A 21,777-nucleotide genomic window follows, 5' to 3' on the forward strand; every position below is an offset into this window, starting at 1 on the left:
ATCAAGCCATGGGCGGACAACTGATCGTTGGCCTCGACGTTTCCTCGCGCGCCGAAGCTGAGAAGATCGTGGCAGCGCTGGGCGACGATGTGCAGTTCTACAAGATTGGCTATCAGTGCTTTTATGGCGCGGACGGGTACGCGCTGGGCAAGGATTTGATCGCGGCGGGCAAGAGCGTGTTCTTCGACCTCAAGCTGCTCGATATCGACAACACGGTGGAAAAGGGCGTGGCGGCGATCGCCGCGACCGGGGCGGCGATGCTGACCGTGCACGCCTATCCCAAGACCCTGCGGGCGGCAGCCAAGGCCGCGGCCGGGTCCGGGCTGATGGTGCTGGGCGTGACGGTGCTGACATCGATGGACGATGCGGACGTCAAGGAAGCCGGCTACGAGCGCGATGCCTCGGGGCTGGTGGCGCTGCGGGCGCAGCAGGCGCGCGACGCGGGCATTGGCGGGCTGGTGGCATCGGCGCATGAAGCCGAGATGGTCCGCACCATTGTGGGGCCGAAGCTGGCCATCGTGACGCCGGGGATTCGTCCGGCAGGTTCCGATCATGGCGACCAGAAGCGGGTGATGGGGCCGGCGGAGGCTCTGGCGGCCGGCGCGACGCACCTGGTGGTGGCGCGACCGATTATCCAGGCCGCCGATCCGGCGGTGGCTGCAAGGGCGATTTTGGCGGAGATGGCGGGCGGAGTGAGGGTAGCTTAGGGTCTTCACCTCTCCGTCGGGGGAGAGGTCGGCTTGCAAAGCAAGACGGGTGAGGGGGCCTTCCCAAACACTCACCCAGTAAAGGCCCCCTCACCCGACCCAAGGGGTCGACCTCTCCCCCGAAGGGAGAGGTGAGGAGCATCTCCCGTCGCACTTGGCGAGTGGGGCGGAGTCCCATCATTTGGCGCTGCGCGCCACCTTCTTCCCGATGGGGAGAAGAAAAGGCGGCATTCCAACCACGGTACTTTCCCGCGGACTTGATCCGCGGGCCTTTCGCCGCTTGTGCCCTTTTGAGAGTGGCCCGCGGATCAAGTCCGCGGGAAGGGCGGTGGGGAGGTGAGATTGTGTCCTACGGCGGGCAACTCACTCGCAAATTCCCCTAATACGTATTCTTCAACGGCTGGGTGAAAATCAGCTGGTTGCCGTCGGGGTCGCGGTAGATGGCGGTCTTGACGTAGTCGCCGATGCGCTTGCTGACGGGGGTGATGCCGTTGGTTTCGAGCGCCGAGACATGCGACGCCAGGTCATCGACGATCAGGGTGACCGAAGACGCGCCGGCGCGGTCGGCGTCGGTGAAGACATGCACCCAGCCGCCGGTGGAGAATTTCCATTCCGCCACGTCGGCCATGGGGCGCGCGTCAGCGCTGCGGCCGAACATCTGTTCGTACCAGGGCAGGGCAGTCGCCAAATCATCAACGGCGACACCGGCCAGGGCATTGGTGATGGTCATAGGCAGTCCTTCATGCGGCAAACACGGCGAGAGTCTAGCATGTGGCGAAGCTTCCTCTTACCTACAAGTGTGGCTTGGTGTTGGCAAAGCGCGCTGGTATAGCCGGAGCCGAATATTGCTATTGCTGGAGACTTTGCCATGGCCGATCTCAAGGTGGTTATTGCCGGTGCGGGCGGGCGCATGGGCGCGGCCAATATTCGCGCCGTGGCGGCACTGTCGGGCCTGGCCGTGCATGGCGCGGTGGCGGGAAGCGGGTTGAGCCTGCATGCCGCAGTCGACCGGCCGGGTACGCCCGCCATCGGGCAGGACGCAGGGTTGTTCGCCGGGATCGGCGTGCTGGGCGTGACCATCACCGACAATCTGGATGCGGCTTTGGCGGACGCTGATGCGGTGATCGATTTTACCGCGCCGGCCGCCAGCGTGGCGCTGGCGCAAAAGGCCGCCAAGCTGGGGCTGATCCATGTGATCGGCACCACCGGCTGTTCGGAAGGCGATGACGTGGCGATTGCCGAGGCGGGCAAGGCCGGCGCGACAATCGTCAAATCGGGAAATTTCTCGATGGGGGTCAATGTGCTGGCGAGCCTCGTCAAACAGGCGGCCGCAGTGTTGGCGCAGTACGATATCGAAATCCTCGAAATGCATCATGCCAAGAAGGTGGACGCGCCGTCGGGCACGGCGCTGCTATTGGGACATGCGGCGGCCGAGGGGCGCGAGATTTCATTAGCTTCGCATTCGGTACGCGTGCGCGACGGCCATACGGGGCCGCGCGAAGAGGGTACGATCGGCTTTGCGACGCTGCGCGGCGGCACCGTGGTGGGCGATCACAGCGTGATCTTTGCCGGGCCATCGGAGCGGATCGAACTGAACCATCGCGCCGAGGACCGGGCAATCTTTGCGCATGGCGCGGCGCGGGCGACGCTGTGGGCGCGGGACCAGAAGCCGGGGCTCTATTCCATGGCCGACGTGCTGGGGCTCTGAGCGATGAGCGCGCCGACACACTGGATCGGCGTCGCGGCGCGGGGCCATGTGATGGTTGGCGTCGCCGAGGGGTTCGTGATGTTCGCGCATGGCAAGCATAGCGCGGTCAGGCAGGTGCAGCCGGGCGACTGGTTCGCCTATTATTCGCCGACGCAAACGCTGGGCAAGGCCGACGCCGTTCGACGGTTCACGGCAATCGGGCAGGTGCTGGACGGCGAGCCCGTGCAGATGCAAATGGGCGTCGATGACACCGGCTGGCGGCGGTCGGCGCGATTTCTCGACGCGCAAGAAGCCGATATCTATTTGCTGCTGCCGCAGCTTTCCTTCGTGACCAATCCAAGCCATTGGGGCATGTACTTTCGCAAATCGCTGTTCAGGGTGGAGGCCGGCGATTTTGCGCTGATCGCCGAAGCCATGGGCGTGGCCAACCAGATCCACTGACGGAGACTTTTAGCATGACCGGCACCCTGATCCTCGTGCGCCACGGGGAAAGCGACTGGAACCTCAAGAACTTGTTCACCGGCTGGCGCAATCCGGACCTGACGGAGAAGGGGATCGGCGAGGCGCGGGCGACCGGCGTCAAGCTCAAGGCCAAGGGCTATGTGCCGGACATCTATTTCACCTCCAACCTGCGCCGGGCCCAGCACACGCTGGACCTGATGCTGGAGGAAATGGGGATCACCGAGGTGACGATCACGCGCTCGCTGAAGCTCAACGAGCGCGATTATGGCGACCTTACCGGGCTCAACAAGGACGATGCGCGCGTCAAATGGGGCGAAGAGCAGGTGCTGATCTGGCGCCGCTCGTTCGACGTGCCGCCGCCGGGAGGCGAGAGCCTCAAGGATACCGCGGCCCGCACGCTGCCCTATTATGAGAGCGCGATCGTGCCGCTGTTGAAGGCGGGCAAGACCGTGCTGGTGGCGGCGCATGGCAATTCGTTGCGCTCGATCGTGATGGCGGTTGAGGGGCTGACGCCCGAGCAGATCCTCAAGCGCGAACTGGCGACCGGGGAGCCGGTGGTTTACCAGATCGGCGCAGAGGGGCAACTGGAAGCACGGGTGGAGATTTAGCGTTTCACGTGAATCCCGCCGCGCCTAGTGCGCGGCGGAGATCACGCCTGCTTCCCAGCCGAGGATAGCCCTCTTGCGAGGAACGCCCCAGTGGTAGCCGGTGAGGGCGCCGGAGGTGCCGACGACGCGGTGGCAGGGGACGACGAAGGAGATCGGGTTCTTGCCCACCGCGGCGCCAACGGCGCGCGAAGCGGTGGGGCGGCCAATATCCTGGGCGACCTTGGAATAGGTGGTGGCGCAGCCCACGGGAATCTTGAGCAGAGTTTCCCAGACGCTGACTTCGAAATCGGTGCCGATCAGCACGACCCGCACCGGGCGGTCGGCGGACCATTGCGCCGGATCGAACGCCTGCGCGATCATCGGGGCGACGCGGGCATCGTCGCGGGTGAAGCGGGCATTGGGCCAGCGCTGGGCGAGGTCCTGGAAAGCTTCCTCGATGGTGGTCTGGCCGTCGGCGAAGCCGAGGCCGGACATGCCGTATTCGGTGGCGGTAACCACCGCCATGCCGAAGGGTGACGGACCGACACCCCAGATCATGTCGAGCCCGGCGCCGCCAGCGCGGAAAATTCCCGGAGGCATGGCCTCGTAGGTCACGAACAGATCATGCAGCCGCGAGGTCGAGGACAGGCCGACCTCATAGGTGGTGTCGAGCACGCTCTGGCGATCGCGCAGCAGGAATTTGGCATGGTCAAGCGCCACCGCCTGGGCAAAGCTCTTGGGGCTGAGGCCACACCAGCGGCGGAACAGGTCGGTGAGCTGCCGCTCGCTGAGGCCCATGGCGCGGGCAAAGCGGGGCAGGTCGAGCAGATCGGGGCCGTTCTCGCTGAGATAGCGGATGGCGGCCTGGATGGTCTCGTAATCGGTTTGGGGCGTGGCCGTGATCATCTGGTTCATTTGAACACCCATGCGTGGGATTGTCATGGGGGATATCTAGGCGCGCGGGCGGGGGGAATGCGACCCGGTTTTGACGGCAAGAAGGGCTAGCCGCGGGCCTTGCGCAGGGCGGTGCCGAAAGCCTTGGCGAGGCTGGATTTGTCGTCCTGGGTGAGGAAGGCGCCGATCTCCGTCTCGCCCTTGGAGGTGCGTAGCTTGAGAGCCGTGGTGCGCTCGTTGAAATCGCGGTCGATCACCAGGCGGACTGTCTTGGGGTTAAATTGGCTTTTGGCGACGGTGCCCTTGATATCGGTGGCGACCAGCTCAAGCCGGTCGGACCATAGGGTCAACTGCTGGCGGCGCTTTTCGCCCCGCATCGCGGTGTGCAGCGCAAAGGCGATGGCAATGACGTCGAGGCCCATGAAGCCGACGACCGGCCAGGCGCCGAGCGAAAAGAAAATCAGGCCGGGCAGTGCGGCGAGCGCGACCACCAGGGCAATAACGATCCGCAGGCCGCGCGGCGTCAGCGACCGGTGGGGCGTCAGTTCCGCCGCGAACAGCGGCGCAGTGGTGGTTGCTTGCATGGGCATGTGCTTCTCTTGTTCAGTATAGCCGCAGAATCACCGGAGTGAGAATGGCCAAGGGCAAAAAATTGAAGGGGCTTCCGCCGGCCGATGTGGAATCCATTTTCGCAGCCTTCGAGCGCGATAATCCCGAGCCCAAGGGGGAACTGGACTACATCAACGCCTTCACGCTGCTGGTCGCGGTGGTGTTATCGGCGCAGGCCACTGACGTGGGCGTGAACAAGGCGACCAAGAAACTGTTCGAACTGGCGCCCAGCCCCGCGGCGATGGTGGCGCTGGGACCGGAGCGAATCGAGGAACTGGTCAAGACAATCGGGCTTTATCGCACCAAGGCCAAGAACGTGTTCGCGCTCAGCCAATTGCTGATCGAGCGGCACAATGGCGAAGTGCCGGATCGGCGCGAGGCGCTGGAGGCACTGCCCGGCGTGGGGCGCAAGACCGGTAATGTGGTGCTCAATATTTTCTTCAAGCAGCCCACCATCGCGGTGGACACGCATCTGTTTCGGGTCGGCAATCGCACCGGGTTGGCACCGGGCGAAAACCCCTTGCAGGTCGAGATGGCGTTGATCAAGGCGGTGCCGGAGCACTATCTGCTGCACGCCCATCACTGGCTGATCCTGCACGGACGCTATGTGTGCAAGGCGCGCAAGCCGGAATGCTGGCGCTGTATTATTGCCGAATGGTGCCGGTTCGAGCCGAAGACGCCGGCGCCCAAGGAGTGAGTCTCACCTCGCCCCTTTGGGGAGAGGTCGACGCGCAGCGTCGGGTGAGGGGTCTTTCTGCGTAATATCGCAAGGTCCCCTCACCCTAACCCTCTCCCCGGAGGGGCGAGGGGGACCAGGCCGGTGCGGGTTCCCCGTCAGGCGCTAATACCCCCGCGCCATGGCTGCCGCGAAAATCGGGATCAGGATCAGGATGACCACTTGGGCGTTGATGAAGCGGCGGCTGGCGGCGATATCGCCGGCCGGCGGCACGAAGCCGGAATCGGCCTTGAGGGCATTGCCCCATTTGACCAGCGCCCTGGTGGGCTGGATCGACAGCAGGCCGATTGCGAGGAAGGCAACCATCTTGGCCCAGAAGCTGGGACTGGCGACATAGAACTCCCAGCCCTTGCCGCCGAGGAAGACGCGCAACACGCCGATGATGATGACCAGCCCGGCGACCATGCCGTAGAGGCGATCGACGCTGGCGAGCTGGCTGAGGCGCGAGCCCGCAATGCCGGGACGGAGCAGGGCGAATTCGGCCGCAAGGATGCCCACCAGGGTGAACACTGCGATGTGGTGGAGAATGGCGAAGGTCAGGTCGAGATCGAGCATTTGTGTCTCCGGTCGGCTTGCATCGGGCTGGCGTCATGTTAACAGTGCACACATAAATAGAGCAGGATGTGAGCAGTGTCAACTTCGCCAATCTCGGGCCGGTATCATCATGGCGACCTGCGGCGGGCATTGCTGGACGCCGCCATGGAGATGCTGGAGGCCGAGGGCGCGGCCGGGCTCGGGCTGCGCGAACTGGCGCGGGTGGTGGGGGTGTCGGCCGCGGCCCCGTACCGGCATTTCGACAGCAAGATCGCGCTGCTGGAGGCGCTGGCTATCACTGGCTATCAGCGGTTCAGCCGGATGATGGGTGAGGCCGAACGCGACAGCGCGCCGGAGCAGCGCATCGCCACGATGGGGCAGACCTATGTGCGTTTCGCGCTGGCCAATCCAAACCTGTTCCGCCTGATGTTTTCGCCCGACCTCAAGCGCGACAACCGGCCGGGGCTGCGCATGGCCGCCGATGCGGCGTTTGATACGCTGCGCGCCGTAACGGCGGCCCTGCCGGAGGGCGACAAGAGGATTGCGGCGCTCAAGGCGTGGGCGCAGGTGCATGGACTGGCGGTGCTGCTGCTGGATGGGCAGATCGCGCTGCGTCCCAATGAGGATATCGGCGCGCTGATCGCAGCGGTGCTTGCCGACAAAACCGGCTTCGACGCCGCATAATCGTTGCGCGCAACGGGGCGTTCCGTTACATCGGCCCGGTCCCAATATCTTCCAGAGCGAGCCCCAATGGCCCAGTCCCGCTTCGACGTCCTGACCATCGGTAACGCGATCGTCGATATCATCGCGCCGGCCAAAGCAGGGTTCATCGAAGCCGAGGGAATGAAAAAGGGCATCATGCACCTGATCGACGCCGACCGGGCGCTCGATCTCTATGGGCGGATGCCGACGGACAAGCAGCAGATTTCGGGCGGTAGTGCCGCCAATACGGCCGCTGGCGTCGCCTCCCTGGGTGGCCGCGCGGCCTTCGTGGGCAAGGTGGCGGACGACGCGCTGGGCGACTTCTTTCAGCAGGATTTCCACGCCATCGGCGTGCACTATGCCACCACGCGGCTGATCCATGGGGCGCCCACCGCGCGCTCGATGATCTTCGTGTCGGAAGACGATGGCGAGCGTACCATGAATACCTATCTGGGCGCCTGCCAGCAATTGACCGAAGTCGACATTATCGAGGACGAAATCGGCGGCGCCGAAATCACCTATATGGAGGGCTTTTTGTGGGACCCGCAGGAGGCCAAGAAGGCCTTCGTGCTGGCGGCCCATTATGCCCACAAGAACGAGCGCGCTGCAGCCTTCACTCTGAGCGATCCGTTCTGCGTCGATCGCTATCGCGACGAATTTTTGGACCTGATGCGCTCCAAGACCATGGACCACGTCTATGCCAATGTGCATGAGCTGAAGTCGCTGTATCAGACCCAGGACCTGGGCGAGGCCGTGCGGCAGATTGCCAAGGATTGCGAGCTGGCGGCCATCACCATGGGCGCGGATGGCGCCATGGTGATTTGTGACGGCGAAGTGACTTCGGTGCCGGCGTTCCCGATCGACAAAGTGGTGGATGCGACGGGGGCAGGGGATTTGTTTGCGGCAGGATTTTTGCTGGGCATGGCGCGGGGGCAGACGCTGGAGTCAGCGCTCAAGACCGGATGCCTGGCGGCGAGCGAAGTGATCTCGCATGTCGGGGCGCGGCCGCAGTTGGATCTGGCTGGGTTGGCGCGCGAGCATGGGCTGGCGCAGGCGCTGGATGGGTAGTCTACGGTAGCGAAGGTGTCCTTCACCCCACCTGTGTGGGGAGCAGATCAACGGATCTAGCTTGAGATTTCCTCATCCACCGTTCTTCCCGCGGGCTTGACCCGCGGGCCATTCTCAACTCGACGCAAGCGGCGGCAGGCCCGCGGATCAAGTCCGCGGGAAGGCGGGAGCTCTATCGGCATGATGGTCGCATGCCTTCCCAAAGGAGGGAGCGTTAGGCCCTCAGCGCGGCTTTGGTCTGCTCGAATGACGCCGCGCTATCTCCGATCGGGCGATATTCCAGTCCTGCGAATCCCTCGTAGCCATTGTCCGCCAGCCAATTCACGGCGCTGGCCAGCGCGAGCCCACCCGTGCCAGGCTGGTTGCGGCCGGGATGATCGGCGATGTGCAGGTGAACGATGCGATCGATGTGACCGGCCATGACCTCCTGCGGAACTTCGTCCATCACCATGGAATGGTAGAGGTCGTAGGTCAGGCCGATTTCGGGACGGTTGACGGCGTTGACGATGTCGAGACCTTCAGCGGTCGAGCTCAAGTAATAGCCCTTGTGGTCGACGCGGGTGTTGAGCGGCTCGAGGCCGAGGCGCAGGCCGCTGCCCTTGAGCACATCGGCTGAGCCGGACATCGCTTCGACCAGCGCATCGTGCTGGGAAGCACGGGACACGCCGGACAGTTCGGGACCGCCCTGGGCGATCAGCATTTTGGCGCCGAGGCGCAAGGCGACGTCGCGGCTTTGGGCGAGGCCGTCGAAGAAGCGCTGGTGGTCACTGGTGCGGGTCAATTCGGCAAAAGGTTCGGCAACGATGCCGGCCAGGGTCAGCCCGGTTTCGCCCAGGGCGTCCTCGATGGCGTCGAGGTTCTTGTTGGACCAGAGCCAGAATTCCACCGCATCGAACCCGGCGGCCTTGGCCAGACGGATGCGCTCCGCCGGATCGGCCCTTTCGGGCACGAACAGCATGTCGATGCAAGCGGAGTAGCGCATATTTTTGGCTCCCTTTTGTCGGCACATCGCTGAATGCGAAAACCGGTTCCCACTTTTTCGCGCGATGCGCTAAACGCGACGCAATTTCACGTCTTCGATGGCGTGGCTCTTGCCCTTCTTGAGGATCAGATCGGCGCGGCCGCGGGTGGGCACGACGTTCTGCCGCAGGTTGGGCAGGTTGATGGTTTCCCAGACCATTTTGCCGAAGGCGCCGGCCTCGTCCTTGCTCATGGCCGCAAAGCGGCGGAAGAACGAGGTGGGGTCGCGGAAGGCGGTTTCGCGCAGCTTGAAGAAGCGCTCCATGAACCAGGACTCCAGGTCCTCGTCGTCGGCGTCGATATAGATCGAGAAATCGATGAAGTCGGAGGCGAAGAGGATCGGCTTGCCGGTCTTGGGGAGTTCGCCCGGCTGCAGGATGTTCAGCCCCTCGACGATCAGGATATTGGGGCGGTCGATGACCACCTGCTGGTCGGGGACAATGTCGTAGACCAGATGCGAATAGACCGGCGCCGCGACATTGCCCTTGCCCGATTTGATATCGGCAAGGAACTGCACGAAGCGACCGCGATCGTAGCTTTCGGGGAAACCCTTGCGCTGCATGATGCCGCGTTCGGTCAGCACGGCATTGGGCATCAGGAAGCCATCGGTGGTGACCAGATCGACCTTGGGGCTGGAGGGCCAGCGCTGCAGCAGCGCGCGCAGGATACGCGCCGTGGTCGACTTGCCCACCGCCACCGAGCCGGCGACGCCGATGATGAAGGGCACCTTCTGGTCGGGGGTTTCGAGAAAGCGGGTCGATACATTGTGCAGGCCCTGCACGGCCTCGACGTAAAACGAGAGTAGGCGCGTCAGCGGCAGATAGACCTCTTCGGCCTCTTCCAGCGAGATCGGATCGCTGAGGGTGCGCAGGCGCTCGATGTCGGCGGCGTCGAGCGTCATCGGCTCGTCGGCGCGGAGGGCCGACCACTGGGCCTTGGTGAAGCTATGGTAGGGGGCGAGAACCGGGCGGCGCTTGGTCATCAGGACGGTTTCCGCGACGCTTTTTCGGCAAGGCCGGACTGGGACTGGCGGGATTCGAGCACGTCCATGACGTCGGACAGAGGCACACCCGTGGCGCGCAGCAGCACCAGCAGGTGATAGAGGACGTCGCCGGCTTCCTTGGCGAGTTCGCCCGGTTTGTCCATGACGGCGGCAATGACCGCCTCGGTGGCTTCCTCGCCGAGCTTCTGAGCGCACTTTTCGACGCCGCGCGAAATCAGCTTGGCGGTGTAGCTCTCATCGGGAGAGGCGGCCGCGCGCAGGGCGATGCGGGCATCGAGGTCGTCAAGGGTAAAGGGCATGCGTCGAGCTTTCCAAAAACACCGGATGTGACCCCGGCGCAGGCCGGGGCCTATCCCGAGATCTCAAGATGGGTCCCCGCCTGCGCGGGGATGACATCGAGATTGGGGGACCGTTAGCGTAAATCGCCGGCGCAGTCACCTAGACCTAAGCTGCTAGCCATTCGAGCGTAGCTCTCATGGCCTTGCCTGCTCAAATCGCTCCACCGGAGCGATTTGCCCTATCGGTCGCAGTCAAGTCCATGCGGACGGGAATGCCATGGTCGGCGAGATACTGCTTGGCCTGGGGGATAGTGTAGGTGCCGAAGTGGAAGATGGACGCGGCCAGCACGGCGCTGGCATGGCCTTGCTGCACACCTTCGACCAGGTGATCGAGATTGCCGACGCCACCCGAGGCGATGACCGGGACATTGACCGCATCGGTGATGGCGCGGGTCAGGGCGATATCGAAGCCGGACTTGGTGCCGTCGCGATCCATCGAGGTGACCAGCAATTCGCCGGCGCCGAGTTCGACCATGCGGACGGCGAATTCAACCGCGTCGAGGCCCGAGGCCTTGCGGCCGCCATGGGTGAAGACTTCCCATTCGGATTTGTTGTCGCCACCCAGGCGCCGGTCGAGCCGCTGCTTGGCATCGACCGAGACGACGATGCACTGGTTGCCGAACTTGTCGGCAGCGCGGGCGATGAAATCGGGCTCGTTGACCGCGGACGAATTGATCGCGACCTTGTCGGCGCCCGACAGCAGCAGCTTGCGGATATGCTCGATGGTGCGCACGCCGCCGCCGACGGTGACGGGCATGAAGCAATGCGCGGCCACGCGCTCGACGACATCAAAAATGGTGTCGCGGCCCTCGTGGCTGGCAGCGATATCGAGGAAGCAGAGTTCGTCGGCGCCGGCCGCATCATAAGCGATAGCAGCTTGCACCGGGTCGCCGGCATCGATCAGGTCGACGAACTGCACGCCCTTGACCACACGACCGTCCTTGACGTCGAGGCAGGGGATGAGGCGGGTCTTGAGGGTCACGGAGAAAAGTCCTTGTTCGACGACCAAGATAGGGACGAAGCGGCGGGAATGCCAGTCAGGGAACGGGCCGGTTGTGGCGGCCCCAGGCGAGGCGGTGGATGACAAGCGTGATGCCCCAGACCATCACTGCGCCCATGCCGAGCGGCGCGGTGATGACGAGCAGGACGCCGAGGTTGGGGTCACTCACCATCATGAAGAACGGAAAAATCGTGAGCAGCAAGATCAGCGCTAGCAGGACCAGGTAGACCCGCCAGGGAAAGCGGCGCTGGCGGACTGGTCTGGGGGCAGGGTCCGTCATGGCGCGGACCGGTTGCTGCGGACCCAGGCGCCGTGGTGGATGATGAGGACGATCAGCCAGACGATGGAGGCGCCCAGCCCAAGCGGCACGGTGGCCAGCATGAGCCAGCCGAGCACCGCCATGGTGTAGAGATTTTCGCCCCAATCCTCGCCCGAGATCATGCAGGGGTGAACGCTCCCCTCATCGACGAGGCAGCCATTGGACTGCGCGATCATCGAGGCCGAGACCAGCGAGGCAATCGGCCACAGGGCAAAAATGACAATGAAGACCAACGACGTCCAATAGACCCACCAGGGAAAGCGGCGCTGGCGGATCGCCTCGTTCATGCGGCGGCCTTGAGCAAAGCGAGTGCTTCACGTGAATCAATGCGGCCGTCGTAGAGCGCGCGGCCGGAAATGGCGCCTTCGAGGGCGCGATATTTCGGATCGGCGAGGGTGGCGATATCAGCCATGGACGCGAGGCCGCCCGAGGCGATCACCGGGATGGCGGTGGCCTCGGCGAGTTTGAGGGTGGCCTCCCAATTGATGCCGGCGAGAATCCCGTCGCGGTCGATGTCGGTATAGATGATGGCGGCGACGCCAGCGCCTTCGAAGCGCTTGGCGAGTTCGATGACGGAGAGCTCGGAGGTTTCGGCCCAGCCCTCGACGGCGACCATGCCGGCGCGGGCGTCGATGCCGACGGCGATCTGGCCGGGAAAGGCTTTGGCAGCTTCGCGGACCAAAGCGGGATCGCGCACCGCGATGGTGCCGAGGATAACACGGGAAATGCCACGGCTGAGCCAGGCGTCGATATGAGCCATGGTCCGGATGCCGCCACCGAGCTGGACGGGGAATTTCACCGCGCCAATGATGGCCTCGACGGCGGCGCCGTTGACGCTCTCGCCCGCGAAGGCGCCATTGAGATCGACGACGTGCAGGTATTCAAAGCCCTGGTCTTCGAACAGTTTTGCCTGGGCGGCGGGGCTGTCATTGAACACGGTGGCTTGGTTCATGTCGCCCAGCTTGAGGCGAACGCACTGGCCGTCCTTGAGATCGATGGCGGGGAACAGAATCATGGGGACCAGGTCAGGAAGTTGGAGATGAGGGCCAGGCCGAGTGCCTGGCTTTTTTCGGGGTGGAACTGCGTGCCGAAAATGTTGTCGCGGCCGACGATGGCAGTGACGGGCCCGCCGTAATCGGTGGTGGCGATACGGGTGTCATCGCGGTCGGTCTGCAGGTGATAGGAGTGCACGAAATAGGCGTGCAGGCCTTCTGGGATGCCGGCGAGGAGTGCGTGGGACCGCGCGATGGTCAGCGTGTTCCAGCCCATGTGGGGAATCTTGAGGGTCGGATCGGACGGGGTCAGGTGGACCACCGCACCATCGATCCACCCGAGGCCGGGGGTGATGGCCTTTTCGCGGCCCTCGGTGGCGAGCAATTGCATGCCGACGCAGATGCCGAGGAAGGGCGTGCCGCCACGGATGACGCGGTCTTCCAGCACGTCGCGCATGCCGGGGACTGCATTGAGGCCGGCGGCGCAATCGGCGAAGGCGCCGACGCCGGGCAGCACGATGCGATCGGCGGCACGGACCTTTTCGGGGTCGGCGGTGACGAGGATCTCGGGGGGATTATCCATGAGCGCGGCTTGGCGCTCGAAGGCGTTGGCGGCGCTGCGCAGATTGCCCGAGCCGTAATCGATGATGGTAACGAGGCTCATTTGGATTCCAGCCAGGAGAGGGTCGCAAGATCGGGGGCGGCGGCGACGCGGTCGCCATGATGGGTCCAGCCGCGACGATGCAGGGCATGGCGGCGCAGGCTGGGAGCCGTGAAACCGATCCAGAGGACGAAGAGGAAGTAGAGCCAGACCGTAGCGGCACCGCCGAGGATGGTGGCGGCAAACCCGAGGGCAATGACGGTGACCGCATAAGCGATCAATTCAAGCCAGAGGCCATGGACCAGCGCGAAGATAGGCGGCAGCAGGAAGGCAGCCCACGAGAATTTTTCGGGGATGGCGGCCGGGGCGGCGGACTGGCGTTCGTAGATGGCAAAGAGGGTCATGGCGTTTCCATGCGGCAAGGCCGGATCATGTGCACTTAAGACATATCGGGCGGCGTTGGAAGGGTTGGCCGCTGCATGCGGCTTCGCCCCTTGATCGGCAGACTACCACCGGCCTTCTCGCGGGCTTGACCCGCGAGCCTGTCGCAGCACACGCCGGACATGGTGGTCGCCGGGAGTGGCCCGCGGATCAAGTCCGCGGGAAGGACGGTGGGTGGGGCGACAATGGCTTTTAGAGCGTGCCCTTGGTCGAGGGGATGCGATCGGCCTGGCGGGGATCGATCTCGACGGCATCGCGCAGGGCGCGGGCAACGGCCTTGAACATCGACTCGGCCAGATGGTGGTTGTTGTCGAAGTAGAAGTTTTCGAGATGCAGCGTGATGCCGGCATTCATCGCGAAAGCCTGGAAGAATTCGCGGAACAGCTCGGTATCCATCTCGCCGATCTTGGGGGCGGAGAAGGCGGCGCGGAAGACGAGGAACGGGCGGCCGGAGACGTCGACGGCGGCGCGGGTCAGCGTGCCATCCATCGGCAGGTCGACGCTGGCGTAGCGGCGGATGCCCTTCTTGTCACCGAGCGCCTTGAGGAAGGCTTGGCCCAGGGCGATGCCGACGTCTTCCGCCGTGTGGTGGAAATCGATGTGCAGGTCGCCGGTCGCCACGACCCTCATATCGATCAGCGAGTGGCGCGAGAGCTGGTCGAGCATGTGATCGAAAAAGCCGATGCCGGTCGCCATGGAGTGCGTGCCGGTGCCGTCGAGGTTGAGCGAGACGGTAATCTGCGTCTCGTTGGTCTTGCGGGCAATCTCAGCGGTGCGCATGGAGGACTCCGGGTTGGCGGGGTGCCTTAGCATGTACACGATTGGCGATAAAGAATGCGTTGCTCCGTGCACGCCCTCGTGGTTCGAGGCTCGGCGAAGGGCTCGCACCTCACCATGAGGGCTACTGATGGAATTGCGATGTTCCAATAGTCCTCATGGTGAGGTGGGAGTTCTTATGACCCTCGAACAACGAGGACGTAGCACCCCACATTGCAATCGCCCAAGCGTGCCCTAAATATCACTCAACAAGTTCTGGAGTTTCTTCCCAATGAGTGAGAGCAATAATTTCCCCGGCTGGCACGGGACGACGATTGTCGCCGTGCGCAAGGGCAACAAGGTGGTGGTGGCTGGCGATGGCCAGGTGACCATGGGCCAGACCGTGATGAAGCACGGCGCGCGCAAGGTTCGCCGGCTGGGTGATGGCAGCGTGATCGGCGGCTTCGCGGGCGCGACGGCCGATGCGTTCACGCTGTTCGAGCGGCTCGAGGCCAAGCTGATCCAGTATCCCAACCAGTTGATGCGCGCCTCGGTCGAGCTGGCCAAGGACTGGCGCACCGATCGTTACTTGCGGCGGCTGGAGGCGATGATGATCGTCGCCGACGCCAAGGAGACGCTGGTGCTGACCGGCACGGGCGACGTGCTGACGCCGGACTATGGGGTGACGGCGATCGGCTCGGGCGGCAATTACGCGCTGAGCGCAGCTTTGGCGCTGGCCGACGCGACCGAGCTGGACGCCGAGGAAATCGCTCGCAGGGCGATGAAAATCGCCGAGCAGGTCTGCGTCTACACCAATTCCAACGTCACCCTCGAAACCATCGAGTTCTGATCTTGGACTATTCGATCTGGATGTTGAACGCTGCCGACGTGACCGCCTATCGGGCGGTGCGCCATGAGGCTCTGGTCAATCATCCTGATGCCTATGCGAGTTCGGCGGACAGCTTTGCCGCGCGCGGCGATGAGGATCTGGCGGCGCTGCTCGGCCAGATGGCGTTTTTCGGCGTCTTTGCCGAAGGCAGCCTGGCCGGCCTCGTGGCCTTTGGGCAGACCCAGGGCGAGCGCGAACAGCATCGGGGCTGGCTCTACCAGGTCTATGTACAGCCGCGCCTGCGCGGCACGGGCGCGGGCCTGGCCCTGATCGAGACGGCGGTGGCGCATGCCAGCAGCCGGGTCATCCAACTGCACCTGATGGTGGGCGCGCACAACGTGCCGGCCATCCGGCTCTATGAAAAGGCGGGGTTCAAAACCTATGGAACCGACCCCCGCTGCCTTTTGGTGAACGGTCGATATATCGACGAACACATGATGGTGCGCTTCTTCGATGAGGCACCAGGAAAGACAGACAATGAGTGAGACCAATTTTTCCCCGCGCGAGATCGTTTCCGAACTCGACCGGCATATCGTGGGCCAGCACGACGCCAAGCGCGCAGTGGCCGTGGCGTTGCGCAATCGCTGGCGCCGGCAGCAGCTGACGCCCGAGCTGCGCCGCGAAGTGACGCCAAAGAATATCCTGATGATCGGGCCGACCGGTGTCGGCAAGACCGAGATCGCACGCCGGCTGGCACGGCTGGCGCAGGCGCCCTTCATCAAGGTGGAGGCCACCAAGTTCACCGAGGTGGGCTATGTGGGCCGTGACGTCGAGCAGATCATTCGCGACCTGGTCGAGGCCGGTATCGCGGTGCTGCGCGATAAGAAGCGGGCCGATGTGCAGGCGCAGGCGCATCACAATGCCGAAGAGCGGGTGCTCGACGCGCTGGTGGGCACCTCGGCGCTGCCGTCGACGCGTGACTCGTTCCGCAAGAAGCTGCGCGGCAATGAGCTGGACGACAAGGAAATCGAAATCGAGCTGACGCCCAGCGGTGGTGCCGGCGGGTTTGAGATTCCCGGCATGCAGGGCGGGGTCGGCATGATCAACCTGCAGGACATGTTCGCCAAGATGGGCGGGCGCGGCACCAAGCGGAAGGTCAAGGTGAAGGACGCCTATGAGCCGCTGATTGCCGAGGAAGGCGACAAGCTGCTCGACCAGGAACAGCTCAAGAGCGAAGCCATCGAGCTGGTGGAAAACCACGGCATCGTCTTCATCGACGAGATCGACAAGGTGGCGGCCCGCGATGGCGGCGTCTCCGGTGGTCCGTCGCGCGAGGGCGTGCAGCGCGATCTGCTGCCGCTGATCGAGGGCACGACGGTGTCGACCAAGTATGGTCCGGTCAAGACCGACCATATCCTCTTCATCGCCTCGGGCGCGTTCCATGTGAGCAAGCCCAGTGATCTGTTGCCCGAATTGCAGGGTCGCCTGCCGATCCGGGTGGAGCTGAAAGCCCTCACGCGCGAAGACTTCATCGCCATCCTCAATGACACCGAAGCCAGCCTGATCAAGCAGTATGTGGCGCTGATGGCGACCGAAGGGCTGACGCTGGACATTACCCAGGACGCCATCGCGGCGATTGCCGACGCGGCGGTCAAGGTCAACAACTCAGTCGAGAATATCGGTGCGCGCCGGCTGCAGACGGTGATGGAGCGGCTGGTGGAGGACATTTCCTTCACTGCGCCCGACAAGCAGGGCGAGACCATCCGCATCGACGCGGCATTTGTCGCCGAGAAGGTGGGCGTGCTGGCGGCGGATACGGACTTAAGCAAGTTCGTGCTGTAAGCGCTGCCTTAGGATTTGCAGTCGGCCTCCCCTCGAGGGGAGGGGAGGCGACGGCCGATAAATCGACGGGTAGGTATAGTAAGGATGAATGACCGCCGGGTTCGCCCGGCGGCCTTTTTGTGCACCTGACAATCCCAACCACCGATCTGTCCCCGGACTTGATCCGGGGATCACTTTTCGCTTGTGCCATCCTGAGAGTGGCCCGCGGATCAAGTCCGCGGGAAGGACAGTGGGTGGGAGGGGCGGTAGCGGTAGAGAGAAGGCCCACTCACCCGCGCTATGCGCCGACCCCCAAGGGAGAGGCGAGGGTCCTGAGACCTTTTACCCGCGCGGCTTGCTGGCGCGGCGCTGCAATTCGTTGCGCAGGGCGATCAGGTCTTCGGTATCGAGCTTGCCGATCGAGGCGGCGAGGCGGTTGGTCAGCTCGGTGGCCTCGGGCGCGAGGCCCCCGGTATCGATGGTGATCTTGGGGTCAGAGAGCTCGGCGAGACGCTGCAGCTCTTCGGCCTCGTCCCAGATGACGTTGAAATAGGTGATGATGCGGTGCAGCAGGAAGCCGGTGGGCTTGCCGCGGCGACCGTGTTCGAGCGCGGATAGGTAGGCGCTCGACACATTCAGCGCCGACGCCATCTCCTTGAGGGAGACGCCGCGTTCCTCGCGCAAGGCCCGCATCTTGGCGCCCAATGGGGTCATGGCCGGCGCAGGCGCACATACCAGGCGCCCTCCCCACCATGGCCGCGGGCGGCGACGGTCCAGCCGGAGACCATGGGCGACAGCGAGGATTCGCTGAGCCAGACCGGCAACATGGTGCGCAGCACGCCGCGCTCGGTCATCGCCAAGGTGTAGTCGTCGATGGTTTTTTGGCCCTTGCCGGTGATGACAAGGATGGTGCGGTCGCCGCGCGCGGCACGGGCCTGGATGAAGCGGTGGAGCGCAAAGCGGGCCTCGTCCTGGCGCATGCCATGCAGGTCGATGGTGCCGTCGATGTCGATGCGGCCGCGCACGACCTTCTTCTTGATCGAGGGCTCGAGCGCGCGGTCAGGGATTTTGCCATGCGGCGGGATGGGTGCCTGATAGGACGGCACCTGGAAGCGGCGGCGCGGCTTTTCAGGGGCGGGCGGGGCAGCTGGCTTTTCGGCCACCGGCTCGGGCATGGGGAGCGGGCCACCTGCCATTTTCAGCAACCGCTTGCGGCGCAGCGGATCGATGGTGGCGGCAACGGCCGTCCACAGGTGAAAGTCGTGCGGCAGGCGTTTCGGATCACGCTTGGACATGAAAGCAAAACCCGCCCGCCGCGCCGGTTAGTCGAGCTGGCTGGTGGTGACCACTTTCCAGTTCGGATCGCGCGATTTTGGGTTGCGCGCGAAGGTCCACTCATCGGCGATGGTCTGCACCTGATCGGCATTGCCGTCGACCAGGGCGCCATCCTTGTCGCGGGTGGCCGACACCACTTCGGCATGGAAGCGGATGGTGACCAGGACGTTCTTCTTGTCGAATTCGGCGTCGGAGAATTCGACCTTGGGCAGGCCCACAAAGGTGAAGTCCACCTTCTGGCCGGCGGCCTCGCGATCGGCGATGGCCCGCTGAAAACCCTCGAACACGTCTTTTTCCAGGAGATTCTTGAGCGTGGCACGATCGCCGGCGGCAAAAGCGGTGACGATCATCTCATAGGCCTGCTTGGCGCCATCCATGAAGGATTTTGGGGTAAAGCTCGGATCGGCGTCGACCACGGCCTTGAGGCCTTCAGCCAGACCCGCATTGCCCTTGGCGAACTGCTCGATTTCGGCCTCGGTCTTGCGGGCGCGACGATCCTCGTCGAGATCGGGATTGCCGGCGCCACGCGGCCGGATCGGCACGATGGTGTCTTCGGCCGCGGGCTTGACGGTTTTTGCATCGGACTTGACCCGGCGCTCGACCGGAGGCCGCTCATTGCCGGTGCGCGTCCCCAGAACCGAGCGCAGCCGGAACAGGATGACGATCGCAAGACCGATAACGATGAGGGTAGGCAGATCGAGAAATTCGGCCATGGACAAACACCTATTGCAAAACGCGTCGGCAAAATCGCATCCACATGCGACGCGGGCGCTCGCAGCGCGCCTAAACTGACCTATATATAGGAAAAGTTCACCCCGAAACCAGTTCACGATGGGGCGAGTTCCCTTTTGAGGCTCGATCCCGGTTTCGGCAAGAGAGGAATGACCCGTTTGGCCCGATTTTTCCTGCTTGGCTTGCTGGCCCTGCCCATCGTGGAAATTGCCCTGTTCATCAAGGTGGGACAGGCGATTGGGCTGTGGCCGACGCTGGCTTTGGTGATTGGCGCGGCGCTGTTGGGTGGGGCGCTGCTGCGCCAGCAGGGCCTGGCGGTGCTGATGCAACTGCGCGGCAATGTCGCGGCCGGCAAGCTGCCGGGGCAGACCATTGCGGATGCAGCACTGATCGGGGTGGCGGCCGTGCTGCTGATCCTGCCGGGATTCTTGAGCGACGTGGTGGCACTGTTGTTGCTGGTGCCGCCGATCCGGCGCTGGATCTACAAGACGCTGGCGGGCAATTTCACCGTGGTGCAGACCACCGGCTTTCGGGCCCAGCCCCAAACCGAGGATGCTCGAGTTAAGGGGCCCGGCGTAATCGATCTGGACGACGAGGACTATCGGCCGCGTTAAGCGATCGGGCGGCCGCAGCTTGTCCGGCTGGCGCAAAGGTGCTAGCCAGCCCGCCAATAAACGCAGTCGAGGAACCCGATTATGGCTGACGACAATCAGGGCGCTGCCGCGCCGCAGGCAAACACCGCTCCGATGATGAATCTGGTGGGCCAGTATATCAAGGATCTGTCGTTCGAAAATCCCGGCGCTCCCGCCTCGATCATGCTGGGCGGCGGCAACCCGGCGTTCAACGTCTCGATCAGCGTCGGCGTCAAGAAACAGGCCGACGATCTCTATGCGGTCGAGCTGACGCTCAATGCCAAGGCCAATCGCGAGGCCACCGTGCTGTTCAATGTCGAGCTGGTGTACGGCGGCGTGTTCCGCCTGCGCAATATCGTCGAAGCGCAGCTCAGCCAGCTGCTGATGATCGAATGCCCGCGCCTGATCTTCCCATTCGCGCGGCAGGTGCTTGCTAGCGTCACCCAGCAGGGCGGCTTCCCGCCACTGATGATGGAGCCGGTGGATTTCGCCAGCATCTATCGCCAGAACCTGGCAAATTTGGCCGCCAAGCAGAACGCCACGCCGGCCGTCGCCGATGCGGATACCACCAAGCCGAACTAACTTTTGGGCTTTGACGGCTTTTAGAATCCCCGGAGCCTGGCTTCGGGGATTTTTGTTTGGGTTAAGACGCCTCGGCGTATTCGTTCCACAGCGCGTCCGCGCCCATCGAGGCGATCAGCGCGTCATGGGCCAGTTTTGCCTCCGCCGACACGCGCGAGGGCAGCGGCACCGGACGGCGGACAGCCGCGACCATGGAGGCGATGCCTTCGGCGCCAGAGATGCGGTTTTCCGCCACCAGAGCGAGGCCCGCCTGACGGCCGCCGATCAGCTCCAGATAGACCTCGGCCAAAATCTCGCTATCGAGCAGGGCGCCATGCAGGGTGCGGCGCGAGGTATCGATGCCGTAATGCTTGCACAGGGCATCAAGGCTCACCCGGGCGCCCGGATGGCGCTCGCGGGCCAGCATCACCGTATCGATGACCTCATTGGTCAGCTTGGGCTGGCCCAGATTGGTCAGCTCGGCATTGAGGAAGCCCATATCGAAGGGGGCGTTGTGGATGATCAGCGTGGCGTCTTCGATAAAGCTGCGGAAATCGGTCGCAACGGCCGAGAACAACGGCTTGTCGGCAAGGAAATCGTCGGACAGGCCATGCACCCGGAACGCCTCTTCGGGCATCGAGCGCTGCGGATTGAGATAGACGTGAAAGGTCTTGCCGGAGGGCAGGTGATTGACCAGCTCAACGCAGCCGATTTCGACCAGACGGTCCCCCGTGGCGGGGGACAGGCCGGTGGTTTCGGTATCGAGCACGACCTGGCGGGTCATGGCATCTCCTCACTGCGTCTCTTGGCGGGCCTGGATCGAAGCGACCAGCGCTTTGACCATGTCGGTGGTCTGTTTCATGGTGCCACCAGTATCGAACGCATAGGTGGCGCGCGCCCTCTTTTCGGCCTGCGGGAGCTGGCGGGCAAGGATGGTGTCGAGCTTTTCCACGGTCATGCCGGGGCGGGCGAGGGCGCGCTCACGCTGGATCGGCTCGGCCACATGGGTGACGCCGATGGCATCGAAGCCGTAATCATAGCCGCTTTCGAACAACAGCGGCACTTCGACCACCGCCAAAGCCGCGCCGGACTGTTGGGCGTTGTCCATGAAACGGGCAATGCGCGCGCGCACGAGGGGATGAACCACGGCTTCCAGGCGCTTGAAGCCGGATGGATCGGCGGCAAGGCGGGACGACAGCAGGGCCTTGTCGATGACGCCATTGACCGCGACGCCGGGGAACAGCGCCTCGACGGGCGCCACGGCTTCACCGGCGTAAAGCTCGGCCACGGCGGTATCGGCGGAATAGACCGGGACCCCAAGGGCTTTGAAGGCATCGAGCACGGTGGATTTGCCGGTGGCGATCGAGCCGGTAATGCCGATGCGCCACAT

General features: G+C 64.0%; 31 protein-coding genes. 12 read left to right on the top strand and 19 right to left on the bottom strand.

The window, feature by feature from the left end; all coding sequences use genetic code 11:
* Positions 1-8 precede the first annotated feature (8 nt).
* On the top strand, positions 9-707 hold the full coding sequence (pyrF, locus tag JWR51_RS19530) for an orotidine-5'-phosphate decarboxylase (RefSeq protein WP_299751486.1): 699 nt from the start codon (positions 9-11) through the stop codon (positions 705-707).
* Positions 708-1,086: 379 nt separating this feature from the next.
* Here pyrF and JWR51_RS19535 read toward each other — a convergent pair whose 3' ends face one another.
* Complete coding sequence (locus tag JWR51_RS19535; protein WP_299751488.1) at positions 1,087-1,437, bottom strand: VOC family protein; 351 nt, start codon at positions 1,435-1,437, stop codon at positions 1,087-1,089.
* A gap of 138 nt (positions 1,438-1,575) precedes the next feature.
* Here JWR51_RS19535 and dapB point away from each other — a divergent pair, with 138 nt between their 5' ends.
* From dapB to JWR51_RS19550, 3 genes are read left to right on the top strand one after another with little or no spacing between them, the layout of a single operon-like run.
* Positions 1,576-2,415 carry a 4-hydroxy-tetrahydrodipicolinate reductase gene (dapB, locus tag JWR51_RS19540; RefSeq protein ID WP_299751491.1) on the top strand — a complete coding sequence of 280 codons (840 nt, stop codon included), beginning with the start codon at positions 1,576-1,578 and terminating at the stop codon, positions 2,413-2,415.
* A gap of 3 nt (positions 2,416-2,418) precedes the next feature.
* Positions 2,419-2,856: an EVE domain-containing protein gene (locus tag JWR51_RS19545; protein WP_299751494.1), complete on the top strand. Its 438-nt coding sequence runs from the start codon at positions 2,419-2,421 to the stop codon at positions 2,854-2,856.
* Between the two features lie 14 nt (positions 2,857-2,870).
* Positions 2,871-3,485, top strand: a complete 615-nt coding sequence (locus tag JWR51_RS19550; protein ID WP_299751497.1) for a 2,3-bisphosphoglycerate-dependent phosphoglycerate mutase — start codon at positions 2,871-2,873, stop codon at positions 3,483-3,485.
* A gap of 24 nt (positions 3,486-3,509) precedes the next feature.
* Here the strand turns inward: JWR51_RS19550 and JWR51_RS19555 are convergent, their stop codons facing one another.
* Both JWR51_RS19555 and JWR51_RS19560 read right to left on the bottom strand, forming a co-directional pair.
* On the bottom strand, positions 3,510-4,379 hold the full coding sequence (locus JWR51_RS19555) for a bifunctional helix-turn-helix domain-containing protein/methylated-DNA--[protein]-cysteine S-methyltransferase (RefSeq protein WP_299751500.1): 870 nt from the start codon (positions 4,377-4,379) through the stop codon (positions 3,510-3,512).
* A gap of 86 nt (positions 4,380-4,465) precedes the next feature.
* Positions 4,466-4,948 carry a DUF2244 domain-containing protein gene (locus JWR51_RS19560; protein WP_299751503.1) on the bottom strand — a complete coding sequence of 161 codons (483 nt, stop codon included), beginning with the start codon at positions 4,946-4,948 and terminating at the stop codon, positions 4,466-4,468.
* A gap of 44 nt (positions 4,949-4,992) precedes the next feature.
* Between JWR51_RS19560 and nth the strand changes: the two genes are divergently transcribed.
* Complete coding sequence (gene nth / locus JWR51_RS19565; protein ID WP_299751506.1) at positions 4,993-5,664, top strand: endonuclease III; 672 nt, start codon at positions 4,993-4,995, stop codon at positions 5,662-5,664.
* 144 nt (positions 5,665-5,808) lie between these two features.
* Here the strand turns inward: nth and JWR51_RS19570 are convergent, their stop codons facing one another.
* Entirely contained in the window at positions 5,809-6,258 is a 450-nt protein-coding gene (locus JWR51_RS19570) for a DUF2214 family protein (protein ID WP_299751509.1), read from the bottom strand.
* A gap of 75 nt (positions 6,259-6,333) precedes the next feature.
* Between JWR51_RS19570 and JWR51_RS19575 the strand changes: the two genes are divergently transcribed.
* Positions 6,334-6,921 carry a TetR/AcrR family transcriptional regulator gene (locus tag JWR51_RS19575; RefSeq protein WP_299751512.1) on the top strand — a complete coding sequence of 196 codons (588 nt, stop codon included), beginning with the start codon at positions 6,334-6,336 and terminating at the stop codon, positions 6,919-6,921.
* A 66-nt stretch (positions 6,922-6,987) separates the two neighbouring features.
* Entirely contained in the window at positions 6,988-8,007 is a 1,020-nt protein-coding gene (locus JWR51_RS19580; protein WP_299751515.1) for an adenosine kinase, read from the top strand.
* Between the two features lie 214 nt (positions 8,008-8,221).
* On the opposite strand, the gene JWR51_RS19585 is transcribed toward JWR51_RS19580, so the two are convergent.
* From JWR51_RS19585 to hisB, 10 genes are all read right to left on the bottom strand, one after another.
* Positions 8,222-8,989, bottom strand: coding sequence for a TIM barrel protein (locus JWR51_RS19585; RefSeq protein ID WP_299751518.1), 768 nt, complete (start codon positions 8,987-8,989; stop codon positions 8,222-8,224).
* Positions 8,990-9,058: 69 nt separating this feature from the next.
* Complete coding sequence (coaA, locus tag JWR51_RS19590; RefSeq protein WP_299751521.1) at positions 9,059-10,009, bottom strand: type I pantothenate kinase; 951 nt, start codon at positions 10,007-10,009, stop codon at positions 9,059-9,061.
* On the bottom strand, positions 10,009-10,329 hold the full coding sequence (locus JWR51_RS19595) for a phosphoribosyl-ATP diphosphatase (RefSeq protein ID WP_299751523.1): 321 nt from the start codon (positions 10,327-10,329) through the stop codon (positions 10,009-10,011). Before JWR51_RS19595 ends, coaA begins: the two co-directional genes overlap by 1 nt.
* 190 nt (positions 10,330-10,519) lie before the next feature.
* Positions 10,520-11,350, bottom strand: a complete 831-nt coding sequence (gene hisF, locus JWR51_RS19600; RefSeq protein ID WP_299751525.1) for an imidazole glycerol phosphate synthase subunit HisF — start codon at positions 11,348-11,350, stop codon at positions 10,520-10,522.
* A gap of 55 nt (positions 11,351-11,405) precedes the next feature.
* Complete coding sequence (locus JWR51_RS19605) at positions 11,406-11,648, bottom strand: hypothetical protein (RefSeq protein ID WP_299751527.1); 243 nt, start codon at positions 11,646-11,648, stop codon at positions 11,406-11,408.
* A complete protein-coding gene (locus JWR51_RS19610) occupies positions 11,645-11,974 on the bottom strand; it encodes a hypothetical protein (protein ID WP_299751530.1) in 330 nt (109 codons plus the stop codon). Before JWR51_RS19610 ends, JWR51_RS19605 begins: the two co-directional genes overlap by 4 nt.
* Complete coding sequence (gene hisA / locus JWR51_RS19615) at positions 11,971-12,702, bottom strand: 1-(5-phosphoribosyl)-5-[(5-phosphoribosylamino)methylideneamino]imidazole-4-carboxamide isomerase (protein ID WP_299751532.1); 732 nt, start codon at positions 12,700-12,702, stop codon at positions 11,971-11,973. The genes JWR51_RS19610 and hisA overlap by 4 nt, the downstream gene beginning before the upstream one ends.
* A complete protein-coding gene (gene hisH / locus JWR51_RS19620; RefSeq protein ID WP_299751535.1) occupies positions 12,699-13,343 on the bottom strand; it encodes an imidazole glycerol phosphate synthase subunit HisH in 645 nt (214 codons plus the stop codon). The genes hisA and hisH overlap by 4 nt, the downstream gene beginning before the upstream one ends.
* Positions 13,340-13,684 (bottom strand): DUF2628 domain-containing protein, encoded by a 345-nt coding sequence (locus JWR51_RS19625; protein ID WP_299751538.1) that lies wholly within the window; start codon positions 13,682-13,684, stop codon positions 13,340-13,342. The genes hisH and JWR51_RS19625 overlap by 4 nt, the downstream gene beginning before the upstream one ends.
* A 229-nt stretch (positions 13,685-13,913) precedes the next feature.
* Complete coding sequence (gene hisB / locus JWR51_RS19630; RefSeq protein WP_299751541.1) at positions 13,914-14,534, bottom strand: imidazoleglycerol-phosphate dehydratase HisB; 621 nt, start codon at positions 14,532-14,534, stop codon at positions 13,914-13,916.
* 235 nt (positions 14,535-14,769) lie between these two features.
* Between hisB and hslV the strand changes: the two genes are divergently transcribed.
* From hslV to hslU, 3 genes are read left to right on the top strand one after another with little or no spacing between them, the layout of a single operon-like run.
* On the top strand, positions 14,770-15,327 hold the full coding sequence (hslV, locus tag JWR51_RS19635; protein ID WP_299751544.1) for an ATP-dependent protease subunit HslV: 558 nt from the start codon (positions 14,770-14,772) through the stop codon (positions 15,325-15,327).
* Between the two features lie 2 nt (positions 15,328-15,329).
* Positions 15,330-15,851, top strand: a complete 522-nt coding sequence (locus JWR51_RS19640; protein ID WP_299751547.1) for a GNAT family N-acetyltransferase — start codon at positions 15,330-15,332, stop codon at positions 15,849-15,851.
* Positions 15,844-17,148 carry an ATP-dependent protease ATPase subunit HslU gene (hslU, locus tag JWR51_RS19645; RefSeq protein ID WP_299751550.1) on the top strand — a complete coding sequence of 435 codons (1,305 nt, stop codon included), beginning with the start codon at positions 15,844-15,846 and terminating at the stop codon, positions 17,146-17,148. The genes JWR51_RS19640 and hslU overlap by 8 nt, the downstream gene beginning before the upstream one ends.
* Before the next feature lie 321 nt (positions 17,149-17,469).
* Here hslU and JWR51_RS19650 read toward each other — a convergent pair whose 3' ends face one another.
* The 3 genes from JWR51_RS19650 to JWR51_RS19660 are packed head-to-tail and all read right to left on the bottom strand — an operon-like array spanning position 17,470 to position 19,175.
* Positions 17,470-17,841 (bottom strand): helix-turn-helix transcriptional regulator, encoded by a 372-nt coding sequence (locus JWR51_RS19650; protein ID WP_299751553.1) that lies wholly within the window; start codon positions 17,839-17,841, stop codon positions 17,470-17,472.
* On the bottom strand, positions 17,838-18,422 hold the full coding sequence (locus JWR51_RS19655; protein ID WP_299751555.1) for a Smr/MutS family protein: 585 nt from the start codon (positions 18,420-18,422) through the stop codon (positions 17,838-17,840). The genes JWR51_RS19650 and JWR51_RS19655 overlap by 4 nt, the downstream gene beginning before the upstream one ends.
* Positions 18,423-18,449: 27 nt before the next feature.
* Positions 18,450-19,175, bottom strand: a complete 726-nt coding sequence (locus JWR51_RS19660; protein WP_299751558.1) for a Tim44/TimA family putative adaptor protein — start codon at positions 19,173-19,175, stop codon at positions 18,450-18,452.
* 168 nt (positions 19,176-19,343) lie between these two features.
* On the opposite strand from JWR51_RS19660, the gene JWR51_RS19665 reads away from it, so the two are divergent.
* Together JWR51_RS19665 and secB are read left to right on the top strand one after the other, a co-directional pair.
* A complete protein-coding gene (locus tag JWR51_RS19665) occupies positions 19,344-19,808 on the top strand; it encodes an FxsA family protein (RefSeq protein ID WP_299751561.1) in 465 nt (154 codons plus the stop codon).
* Between the two features lie 81 nt (positions 19,809-19,889).
* Entirely contained in the window at positions 19,890-20,408 is a 519-nt protein-coding gene (gene secB, locus JWR51_RS19670) for a protein-export chaperone SecB (RefSeq protein WP_299751564.1), read from the top strand.
* A gap of 61 nt (positions 20,409-20,469) precedes the next feature.
* Here the strand turns inward: secB and dnaQ are convergent, their stop codons facing one another.
* Positions 20,470-21,171: a DNA polymerase III subunit epsilon gene (gene dnaQ, locus JWR51_RS19675; protein ID WP_299751570.1), complete on the bottom strand. Its 702-nt coding sequence runs from the start codon at positions 21,169-21,171 to the stop codon at positions 20,470-20,472.
* A gap of 9 nt (positions 21,172-21,180) precedes the next feature.
* The gene (gene coaE, locus JWR51_RS19680; RefSeq protein WP_299751573.1) at positions 21,181-21,777 is read right to left on the bottom strand and encodes a dephospho-CoA kinase; all 597 of its coding nucleotides are present in this window, start codon (positions 21,775-21,777) and stop codon (positions 21,181-21,183) included.

The sequence above is a fragment of the Devosia sp. genome, assembly GCF_028290625.1.
GTDB lineage: Bacteria > Pseudomonadota > Alphaproteobacteria > Rhizobiales > Devosiaceae > Devosia.